Source organism: Yinghuangia sp. YIM S09857 (assembly GCF_051388915.1).
Lineage (GTDB): Bacteria > Actinomycetota > Actinomycetes > Streptomycetales > Streptomycetaceae > Yinghuangia.
In genome coordinates this window covers 360,091-370,284 of record NZ_JBPKBH010000003.1, presented here as the reverse complement: position 1 = coordinate 370,284, position 10,194 = coordinate 360,091, and the positions used below count along the sequence as shown (strand labels likewise).

The 10,194-nt window shown below is 74.1% G+C and carries 9 protein-coding genes; all 9 read left to right on the top strand.

Annotated features, from left to right (window positions below; translation table 11 throughout):
- Positions 1–1,060: molybdopterin molybdotransferase MoeA (locus ACRX5S_RS07595; protein WP_436772000.1), on the top strand; the 1,060-nt coding region annotated here is incomplete at its 5' end.
- Positions 1,057–2,217, top strand: coding sequence for a potassium channel family protein (locus tag ACRX5S_RS07590; RefSeq protein ID WP_436771999.1), 1,161 nt, complete (start codon positions 1,057–1,059; stop codon positions 2,215–2,217). The genes ACRX5S_RS07595 and ACRX5S_RS07590, both read left to right, overlap by 4 nt.
- Positions 2,218–2,262: 45 nt before the next feature.
- Positions 2,263–3,246: an NAD(P)H-quinone oxidoreductase gene (locus ACRX5S_RS07585; RefSeq protein WP_436771998.1), complete on the top strand. Its 984-nt coding sequence runs from the start codon at positions 2,263–2,265 to the stop codon at positions 3,244–3,246.
- 170 nt (positions 3,247–3,416) lie between these two features.
- Positions 3,417–4,145, top strand: coding sequence for a hypothetical protein (locus ACRX5S_RS07580; protein WP_436771997.1), 729 nt, complete (start codon positions 3,417–3,419; stop codon positions 4,143–4,145).
- Between the two features lie 291 nt (positions 4,146–4,436).
- Positions 4,437–5,243 carry a hypothetical protein gene (locus ACRX5S_RS07575; protein WP_436771996.1) on the top strand — a complete coding sequence of 269 codons (807 nt, stop codon included), beginning with the start codon at positions 4,437–4,439 and terminating at the stop codon, positions 5,241–5,243.
- A gap of 109 nt (positions 5,244–5,352) precedes the next feature.
- Positions 5,353–5,970 (top strand): PadR family transcriptional regulator, encoded by a 618-nt coding sequence (locus ACRX5S_RS07570; protein ID WP_436771995.1) that lies wholly within the window; start codon positions 5,353–5,355, stop codon positions 5,968–5,970.
- Positions 5,967–6,728: an ABC transporter ATP-binding protein gene (locus ACRX5S_RS07565; RefSeq protein ID WP_436771994.1), complete on the top strand. Its 762-nt coding sequence runs from the start codon at positions 5,967–5,969 to the stop codon at positions 6,726–6,728. Before ACRX5S_RS07570 ends, ACRX5S_RS07565 begins: the two co-directional genes overlap by 4 nt.
- Entirely contained in the window at positions 6,725–9,547 is a 2,823-nt protein-coding gene (locus tag ACRX5S_RS07560; RefSeq protein ID WP_436771993.1) for an FtsX-like permease family protein, read from the top strand. Before ACRX5S_RS07565 ends, ACRX5S_RS07560 begins: the two co-directional genes overlap by 4 nt.
- Positions 9,548–9,647: 100 nt before the next feature.
- Complete coding sequence (locus tag ACRX5S_RS07555; RefSeq protein ID WP_436771992.1) at positions 9,648–10,184, top strand: bacterial proteasome activator family protein; 537 nt, start codon at positions 9,648–9,650, stop codon at positions 10,182–10,184.
- The last annotated feature ends 10 nt before the right edge of the window (positions 10,185–10,194 follow it).

The window sequence follows — 10,194 nt, the reverse complement described above, 5'->3', positions numbered from 1 at the left end:
GCTGGCCAGGCCGCTGACCGCGCTCACCGACCTGCCGCCGTTCGACACCTCGGCGATGGACGGCTGGGCCGTCGCGGGCCCGGGCCCGTGGAAGGTCCGCGGCCGGGTGCTCGCGGGCGACGACTCCGGCGCCCTGGCGCCGCTGCGCGACGGCGACGCGGTCGAGATCGCGACCGGGGCGCGGCTGCCGCGCGGTGCCACCGGAGTGCTGCGCAGCGAGCGCAGTAAGGTCGACGACCGCCTGCTGTTCGGCGACGTGCAGCAGGGCGGCGACATCCGCGCGCAGGGCCAGGAGTGCCGCAGCGGCGACGAGTTGCTGCCCGCCGGGACCGCGGTCACGCCGGGCGTCGCGGGGCTCGCCGCGGCGGCCGGGTACGACGAGCTGATCGTGATCGACCGCCCCCGCGTCGAGGTGCTCGTGCTCGGCGACGAACTGCTCGACTCGGGGCTCCCGCGCGACGGCCGGGTGCGCGACGCCCTCGGCCCGCTGCTGACCCCGTGGCTGCGCATGCTCGGCGCCGACGTGCGCCGGGTGCGCCGGGTGGGCGACGAACTGGCGTCGCTCCGCCGGGCCGTGGACAACTCGCAGGCCGACGTGGTGATCACCACCGGCGGCACCGCGGGCGGGCCGGTCGACCACGTCCACCCGTTGCTGCGCGACCTGCGCGCCGAACTGCTGGTGGACGGTGTGGCGGTACGCCCCGGGCACCCCATGGCCCTGGCCCACCTGCCCGGCGCGCGGCCCGGCGGCGGCCGCTTCCTCGTCGCGCTGCCCGGCAACCCGCTCGCGGCGGTGTCCGGGATGCTCACGCTCGCGGTGCCGCTGCTGCGCCGACTGTCCGGCCGTCCGGAGCCTCGGCCGCGGCGCGTGCGGGTGGCCGACGCGGTCACCGGGCATCCGCGGGACACGCGGATCGTGCCGATGGTCGGGGACGTCCCACTGCACTTCTCGGGGCCCGCAATGCTGCGCGGCTTCGCGGTGGCCGACGGGATGGCCGTCGTACCGCCGGGCGGGCTCCGCGCGGGCGATCGTGCCGAGGTGCTGCGGGTCCCCCGATGAAGACGGTGCGCACCCCCGACGACCAGCCTTCGGATCGCCGGGGACCGATGGGCGCGCTGGCCAGGCCGCTGCCGGGGGCGCGGCGGGACCCCGACGGCGAGGCGCTGGGCCCGGGCGCGGCCGCTATCAGCATCCCGCGCGACCGACCGGGGCCGCTCAAACAGGTGCTGCGGCGTTTCGCGATGGCGCTGCTGGTGCTGTTCCTGACGGTGGTGATCGTCTATGTCGACCGCAGCGGCTACAAGGACAACGCGGGTGGCGAGCTGTCGTTCCTGGACGCGGCGTACTACGCGACCGTCACGCTGTCGACGACCGGCTACGGCGACATCGTCCCGGCCAGCGACTCCGCCCGGCTGGTCAACATCCTGGTGGTCACGCCGCTGCGCGTGCTGTTCCTGATCATCCTGGTCGGCACCACCCTCGAAGTCCTCACCGAACGCACCCGGGAGCAGTGGCGGCTGTCCCGCTGGAGGTCCACCTTGCGAGACCACACCGTCGTCGTCGGGTACGGCACCACGGGCTTCAGCGCGATCCACACGTTGCTCGCGCAGGGGGTGCCCAAGGAGCGGATCGTGGTGGTCGACCCCGATCCGGAGGCCGCCGCCTACGCGTCCGACCAGGACGGCCTGGTCGTGGTGACCGGCGACGCGACGCGCGCCGAGGTGCTGCGCCGCGCCGAGTTCGAGCGCGCCCGCAACCTGATCGTGTCGGTCAACCGCGACGACACCGCGGCCCTGGTGACCTTGACGGCGCGTCAGCTCAACCGGCGCGCGTGGATCGTGGTGGCGGTGCGCGAGGACGAGAATTCCCCGCTGATCCGGCAGAGCGGTGCCGACTCTGTGGTCACCACGGCGAGCGCGGCCGGGCGTCTGCTGGGCGTGTCGATGCTGAGCCCGAACGTCGGCGAGGTCGTCGAGGACCTGCTGCACTACGGCTCGGGCATGGACCTGATCGAGCGGCCGGTGGACAAACGGGAGGCGGGCAAGTCGCCGTCGCAGTGCCGTGATCTGGTGGTGGCTGTGGTGCGGGGGCACCGCATGCTGCGGCACGACGACCCGGAGGCGTCCAAGCTGGCGGCCGGGGACCGGCTCGTGGTCATCCGCAGCATCGGCCAGCCGGGGACCGGGATAGTGACACCGTCGTCCGAACGGCACTGAGCGGCGGCGGACGGCCCGTACGCCGAACGACGAGGAGCGAGAGCTTTGCACGCGATGACGATCAAGGCCCCGGGCGGGCCGGAGGCACTGGCCTGGACCGAGGTCCCCGACGAGGAGCCGGGGCCCGGCGAGGTGTTGGTGGCGGTGGCCGCGACGGCGGTCAACCGGGCCGATCTGATGCAGCGCCAGGGCTTCTACCCGCCGCCGCCCGGCGCGTCGGTGTACCCGGGCCTGGAGGCCTCGGGCCGGATCGTGAAGCTCGGCGCCGGTGTCGCGGGCTGGGCGGTCGGCGACGAGGTGTGCGCGCTGCTGGCGGGCGGCGGGTACGCGGAGTACGTGCGCGTGCCGGTCGGCCAACTGCTTCCGGTGCCGGAGGGCGTGGGCCTGGTCGAGGCGGCCGCGCTCCCCGAGGTCGTCACCACGGTCTGGTCGAACGTGTTCATGGTGGCGCACCTGCGTCCGGGCGAATCGTTCCTCGTGCACGGCGGTTCGAGCGGCATCGGCACGATGGCGATCCAGCTCGCCCGGGCGGTCGGCGCGCGGATCTTCACGACCGCGGGCACCGAGGAGAAGCTCGCCCGCTGCCGCGAGCTGGGCGCGGACGTCGCGGTGAACTACCGCGAGGAGGACTTCGCCGCGCGCATCGCCCAGGAGACCGACGGAGCCGGGGTCGACGTGATCCTGGACAACATGGGCGCGAAGTACCTGGCCCGCAACATCGGCGCGCTCGCGGTCAACGGGCGCCTGGTGATCATCGGGCTCCAGGGCGGCGTCAAGGCCGAGATCAACCTGAACGAGCTGCTCACCAAGCGCGCGGCGCTCGCCGCGACCTCGCTGCGCGGGCGTCCGCTGTCCGAGAAGTCGGCGATCGTCGCCGCGGTGCGCGAGCACGTGTGGCCGCTGATCGCGGCCGGTCGGGTGCGTCCGATCGTGGACCGGGTCCTGCCGGTGATCGAGGCCGCGGAGGCGCACCGGGTCGTGGAGGCGAGCACGCATGTCGGCAAGGTCGTGCTGACCGTCGGCGGGTGATCGCAAATGATCGCGCGGAACTTTCGGAATGTCGGTTATTGAACGAATAGTCTGTTTTTCCTAGGCTGCCAAGCACCGCCGGCCGGTTCGGTGCGGGGGAGTGACCCGGACATCCCGCCGACCCGGTGGGGGTCGGCGGACACGACCGAGGGGCGTTGGGAAGGCAGGCCGTGAAGCGGACCCGTGCAGTCGCGGCATACCTGGTGCTGTCCGCGCTCGCCGTGCCCTCGGCCTGGGCGGTGCCGCCCGAACCGGCACCCACGGCGGCGAACGTCCCGACCGGGGCGCCGACCATCGCGCCGCGCGCGGGGGTGCCGGGGCTGCTGCCGGACCCCGACCCGCACCCCTCGACCGCCCCCGCCGAGGCGGGCGGGGGACGCGAGCGCGGCATGCCCGGCCGTACGGACAGCACCGCAAGGCCCACGCGCGCGGACCGCGACGCGCTTCTGGCGCGCGTCGCGCCGTTCGGGATCGTGCCGGTCGTCGACGTGTCCGGGGTGCCCGCGCTGACCGTGGACCACGAACTCGTGCTGTCCGGCGGCCCGGAGGGCATCGCCGCGATGCGGGCGGCCGGGATCGAGGTCGTTCCCGGCATGCGCCCCGGCGTGAGCGCCGTGCGCTCCGGCGGACGGACGGTGGCGTGGTACGTGGAGAACCCCCCGCCCGCAGCGTCTGCGACACCCGCACCCGCCGGGACGTCTGCCGGAACACCCGCCGAGACGCCCGCCGGAACTGCCACTCCCGGACCCCGGACCACGCCCGACGAACCCCCGGCCGCCGGGCTGCCGAAGACCGGTCTGCGGGCGACCGCGCAGCTCGTGGCGCTGGGCGTGCTGCTGGTCGCGGGCGGCACGGCGTTCGTCCGCGTCGCCGCGCGCCGCCGCCGCGGCCGGTCCTGAGCGTTCCGGTCCACCCGCCCGGTTTACCGAGGCGGAAAGCTGACGTGTTGTCATGTCCTGATGGCGTACCGATGTGGCCACAGGGCCGGGCGGCGTCTGGTGCAACTCCAGAGAAGAGTGCAGTCTCATCAAGGCGGTTACATCGGAGACGGCGGGGCCTGATTCGCGATAGTTTCCGGCAGTGCCACCTCGCCCCCGGCCGCCGGACGGGGAGCGCGGCGAGGAGGCCCGCCAGGGCCCGTGGCCCCCCGTCGGCAGGGGGCGGGCCCCGATCGGCGGGAAGGAGGCCGGATGCACCGAGTTCGCGCCTTCATCCGGCGTGTCCCGGCCGGACCGGTGATCATCGCCCTGCTGATGGTCGGTGTCCTCGCACTGGTCAACTTCTACGGCACCGACGGCGCCGCCGAACAGGCCGCGCCCTCCGAGCCGGTGGTCGGAATACCGCCGCAGCTCCCCGCCGAGGAGCACGCCATGCCGAGCCCGGCGGCGACCTCGGACGCGACGCCGTCGGCGGTCCCGCCGACACCCACGCCGAGCACCGCCACCGCCGCGCCGAGCGCGCCGCCGGCGAACAACCCCGCCGCCTCTCCCATGTCGACGTCCGCCGCGACCGGCGGCTCGGGCGGGTCCAAGTCCGGCGCCGCGACACCGCCGACCACCGGGACGTGGCCGCCCGCGACACAGGGGCCCGGCTTCGTCCCGCCGCCAGGCAAGAACCCGGGCACCGACGACGACGGCCACGCGCCGGTCTCGTCGTCGATGCGCGTCGTGAGCGTGGTCCTGACCAGCGACCACGGCCCGGGTGCGCAGATCCGCTGCAACAACCGGGAAGAAGTCGTGCTGGCCGCGACGATCATGGTCGACGGCGGCGCGGGCGACATCGTCTACCAGTGGTTCTTCGAGAACGCCCGGGCCTGGCCGCCCGACCAGCTCCACTTCACCGGCAGCGGCCCGCGGCAGCAGAGCCTCCAGATCCCGTGGCCGGTCGGCCTGCGCTACGACGGCTACCGGGTCCGCGGCACCGTGCAGCTGCGCATCCTGCAACCTGCGGTCTACGCCCAGACCCGGGCCATCACCATCGACGTCGTCTGCGTCTGACCGGGCCCGCGCCGCCCTGCACCCGCTTCCGCGCCCGCCCCCCCCCGCACCGCAGCCCGTTTCCGCCGGGCCCTTGTACAACAGAGCATACTCGGTATACATACTGAGTATGTCTATCAAGCACGGACTGCTCGCCCTCCTGGACCAGGGGCCCCGCTACGGCTACCAGCTCCGGGCCGAGTTCGAGTCCCGTACCGGATCCACCTGGCCGCTCAACGTCGGCCAGGTCTACACGACGCTCGGCCGCCTCGACCGGGACGGGCTGGTCGTGCCGGACGGCGAGGACGGCGAGGGCCACGTCTTCTACCGCATCACCGACGAGGGGCGCCGCGAGCTGCACGAGTGGTTCGACGAGCCCGTCTCCCGCGCCGGGCGCCCGCGCGACGAGCTGGCCATCAAACTGGCCATGGCCGTCACCGTTCCCGGGGTCGACATCGCCGCCGTCGTGCAGACCCAGCGCGCCCACACCCTGCGCGCGCTCCAGGACTACACGCGCCTCAAGACGCGCGCCGCCGACGACGACCTGGCCTGGCAACTCGTGCTGGAGAGCCTGGTCTTCCAGGCCGAGGCCGAGGTGCGCTGGCTCGACCACTGCGAGGCCCGGCTCGCCCGCCGCGACGTCGTGGCGCCCGCCGCCGAAGCGCTGCCCGCCGCACCGCCGGCCGGGGAGGCGGCACCGACGGACGCTCCGCCCAGGCGGGGCCGCATCCGCAGGGGGAAGCGATGACCGGCGCGATCGGTACCGAGCCCACCACGTCCGACGTACCGGTGCTCGAACTGCGGGGCCTGGGACGCACCTACGGCAGCGGCGAGACGCAGGTGCAGAGCCTCGTCGGCGTCGACCTCGCCGTCGCCGCGGGCGAACTGCTCGCCGTGATGGGCCCGTCCGGATCCGGCAAGTCCACGCTGCTGATGCTCGCCGGCGGACTCGACACCCCGACCACCGGCATGGTCCTGGTCGAGGGCACCGAGATCAGCGGCCTGCCGCGCCGCAAGCAGGCCGCCCTGCGGCGCCGCAGCGTCGGCTACGTGTTCCAGGACCTCAACCTCGTCCCGGCCCTGACCGCCGCCGAGAACGTCGCGCTGCCGCTCGAACTCGACGGCACCGCGGTACGCAAGGCCCGGGCCGCCGCCCAGGAGGCACTGGCCGAGGTCGGCGTCGCCGATCTCGCCGACCGCTTCCCCGACGAGATGTCCGGCGGCCAGCAGCAGCGCGTCGCCATCGCGCGCGCCCTGGTCGGCGAACGCCGCCTGGTCCTCGCCGACGAGCCCACCGGCGCCCTCGACTCGGCGACCGGCGAGGCCGTGCTGCGCGTGCTGCGCGCCCGTTGCGACGCCGGTGCGGCCGCCGTCCTGGTGACGCACGAGGCGCGCCACGCGGCGTGGGCCGACCGCATCGTCTTCCTGCGGGACGGGCGCCTCGTCGACGACACCGGGAGGCAGGACGCCCCGGAGAGCCTGCTCGCGCGCGAGGGGAGCCGGTGAACATCCCCGCGTGGCGTGCCGCGCTGCGCATCGCCCGGCGCGAGGCCTGGCGTGCCAAGGGGCGCAGCCTGCTCATCGTGCTCATGATCGCGCTGCCGGTGTTCGCCGGGAGCGCGGCCGACATCGTGTACCGCAGCCAGCAGTTGGACCGGGACGAGCGACTGGAGCGCAAGATCGGGCAGGCGGACGCGCTGCTGTTCGCGAGCCCGTCGCGCGCCGCCACCGTGCAGGACCCCGACGACGCGGCCAACTCGGCGATGGCCGGAGTCGTGGAGTGGCAGAAGACCGGCATCGGCTCCGACCAGCCCGAGGAATTGGCGGTCGACGTCCCCGCGAGCATCCCGGCCGGGTCGCCCACGCTCACGATCGTCCGGGGGGACCTGCCCCTGCGCACCGCACACGGCATGACCACGGCCGGTTTCGTGGAGCTGGACTACACCGCGCCGCTCGCCGAGGGCATCCTGCGGCAGACCGCCGGGCGCGCGCCGCGCACCGCCGACGAGGTCGTGGTCACCGAAAAGCTGCTGTCCGTCGGCGGGTTGCGCATCGGCGGCACGCTCAACCAGCCGAGCAGCGGACGGGACTTCACCATCGTCGGCACCGTCAACGTGCCCGACGCGCTGCGCGAGCGCAGCGTTTTCGCGCTGCCGGGCACCCTGCTGGAGAAGCTGGACCCGCTGCCCGGGCCGCCGCTCACGTACGAGTACCTGGTCGACGCGCCGCCGGGCACGTACACCTGGGACAAGGTGCGCGAGCTCAACGCCAAGGGCATCGTCGCGACCTCGCGTGAGGTCGACGGGTCCGCGCTCGCGGACTCCGAGGTCCCGTACCGCCGGATCGACCACGCGCCGGACCGGGTCAGCGACCTGGCGGTGGCGGTCGGCGTGGTCGTCCTCGGCATGGCCCTGCTCGAAGTCGTCCTGCTGGCCGGACCGGCCTTCGCCGTGGGCGCGCGGCGTCGCAGGCGGGAACTCGGGCTCGTCGGCGTCGCGGGCGGCGACCGCGGGCACATCCGCACCATCGTGCTCGCCGACGGCGTCGTCCTCGGCGTGGTCGCGGGCGCCGTCGGCACCGCACTGGGCATGGCGGCCGCGTGGTTCTCGCGCGACTGGTTCGCCGAGATGTCGGGCAAGGAACTGGGCCACTACGACGTGCGCCCGCTCGAAATCGCGGGCGTCATCGGCCTCGGCATCGTCATCGGCACGGTCGCCGCGGCCGTACCCGCGTTCCTCGCGGCCCGCGAGAACATCGTCGACTCGCTGACCGGACGCCGCGGCGTGCGGCGCGGCTCCCGCGTGCTGCCCGTCGCCGGCATCGCCGCGGGGGTGCTCGGCCTCGGCCTCGCCTACTACGGCGCGGCCGTCGAGCCGCACGACGCGACCCTGCTGGCCGGATGCGTGCTGGCCCAACTCGGCCTGATCGCCTGCTGCCCGGCGCTGGTCGGCCTGGCCGGGCGGCTGGGCCGGATCCTCCCGCTCACCCCGCGGCTCGCGCTGCGCGACGCCGCGCGCAACAGGCCGCGCACAGCGCCCGCGGTCGCCGCGGTCATGGCCGCCGTCGCCGGGGCGGTGGCGGTGGCGACCTACTGGGCGGGCACCGACCACGACAAACGCGAGACCTACTTGCCGCGGGCCCAGCACGGGCAGGTTCTCGCGTACACCGGCCCCGGGCTGCCCATCAGCGACGCCTTCGTCAAGGCCGTCGAGGACAACCTGCCCGTCACCGGCAAGGGCGTCGTCGTCGGCTACGGCACCGCCGGCTGCGTCGTGGGCACGACGTGCACGATGGTCATGGCGCAGATCCCCCCGGCCAACATGTGCCCGCTCCACACCGCGGGCGACCAGGGCCTCACCCGGGAGCCCACACCCGCCGAGATCGAGGCCGCGAAGGACGACCCCCGGTGCGCTCCCGGCTACAACGAGATCTGGGGCCTGGCCGGGCTGCCCGTGGGGGACGCGGAGCTCGTACGGCGCCTCAACCGCACCGACGACCCGCGCACGCCCGAGGCGCTCAAACACGGCGCGGTCGTCTTCGACGAGCGCTACATCCACGATGGGAAGGTCACCATCGGGATCAGCGCGAGCTATGCGTCCCAGCCGGGGCCCGGCGGGCAGCCGACCGCCCCGCCGGAGCCCCTGCCGCCGCCGCGGACCGTCGAACTCCCGGCGATCCTCCTGGAGTCCGACGGCTTCGACTACGCGCCGGTGATCCTCGGCGAGGAACCCGCGAAACTCCTCGGTGTCCCGCCCACCCTCGTCCAACTGGTCTACGACACCGCGGAGATGCCGAGCGAGGCCGCCCAGCAGCGCGCGCAAGAGGCCGTGTACGCGGTGGGCGGAGGCGGCATCGAGGTCGAACGCGGCTACCAGGGGCGGCCCAGCACCCAGATCCTCCTGCTCGCCGCCGCGACCGTCCTGGTGGCGTTGGGGGCGTCGGGGGTCGCCACCGGGCTCGCCCTCGCGGACGGCCGCAAGGACCTGGCCACGCTGGGCGCGGTCGGCGCGCCGCCGAGAGTACGGCGTACCCTCTCGGCCGCGCAGAGCTGGGTGATCGCCCTGATCGGCACGGCACTCGGCGTCGTCGTGGGGCTGCTGCCCGCCGCCGCGCTGCGCTGGAAGACCGCCGAGGTCGCGGAACGGGCCCAGGAGGCGGCGATCTCCGAGGGCGGGCCCCAGAACGCGTCCAGGCTGCCGGACATCGTCGTGGTCGTCCCGTGGGCCCAGATGGGTCTGGCCCTCGTCGTGATCCCGCTGCTCGCGGCCGGGATCGCGGCGCTGTTCACGCGGTCGCGCGAGGTCCTGCGCCTCGGCAGCGGCTGACCCGCCGGCTCCCCGCGGGGGCCGGATTCCGGGCAGGCGTCCTCTCCCGTCGGAGCGGTCCCCGTGGCGAGGGCCCCCGCCGACGGGAGAGGATGGGGTCATGAGCATGCCGAACAACGAATCGCAGGACGAGAACCCGCACGTCGTGATCGTCGGCCCCGACGGCATGGCGGTGGGCGGCGCCGAAGGCGGCGAGAACGGCGAACTCGCCATCACCGACATGGTCGAGCAGCCGGCCAAGGTCATGCGCATCGGCAGCATGATCAAGCAGTTGCTGGAGGAGGTGCGCGCGGCGCCTCTCGACGAGGCGAGCCGCGTAAGGCTGGCGGACATCCACAAGGGGTCCATCAAGGAGTTGGAGAAGGGCCTCGCCCCCGAGCTCGTCGAGGAGTTGGAGCGCCTGACGCTGCCGTTCAACGACGAGAACGTCCCGACCGAGGCCGAGTTGCGCATCGCGCAGGCCCAGTTGGTCGGCTGGCTCGAAGGGCTCTTCCACGGCATCCAGACCGCGTTGTTCGCCCAGCAGATGGCGGCCCGCGCCCAGTTGGAGACGATGCGCAGGGCGCTGCCGCCCGGTGCGATGCCCGGGCGCCCCGGCGACTCGGGCCCGGCCGGCTCGTCTGGTCCCTACCTGTAGGACACCGGTG

What these genes read in the sequence shown, in the direction of transcription:
- ACRX5S_RS07570 (WP_436771995.1), top strand. Translation starts at nt 5,353, where the DNA reads ATGTCTATCAAGCACGGACTGCTCGCCCTCCTGGACCAGGGGCCCCGC.
- ACRX5S_RS07565 (WP_436771994.1), top strand. Translation starts at nt 5,967, where the DNA reads ATGACCGGCGCGATCGGTACCGAGCCCACCACGTCCGACGTACCGGTG.
- ACRX5S_RS07555 (WP_436771992.1), top strand. Translation starts at nt 9,648, where the DNA reads ATGAGCATGCCGAACAACGAATCGCAGGACGAGAACCCGCACGTCGTG.
- ACRX5S_RS07590 (WP_436771999.1), top strand. Translation starts at nt 1,057, where the DNA reads ATGAAGACGGTGCGCACCCCCGACGACCAGCCTTCGGATCGCCGGGGA.
- ACRX5S_RS07575 (WP_436771996.1), top strand. Translation starts at nt 4,437, where the DNA reads ATGCACCGAGTTCGCGCCTTCATCCGGCGTGTCCCGGCCGGACCGGTG.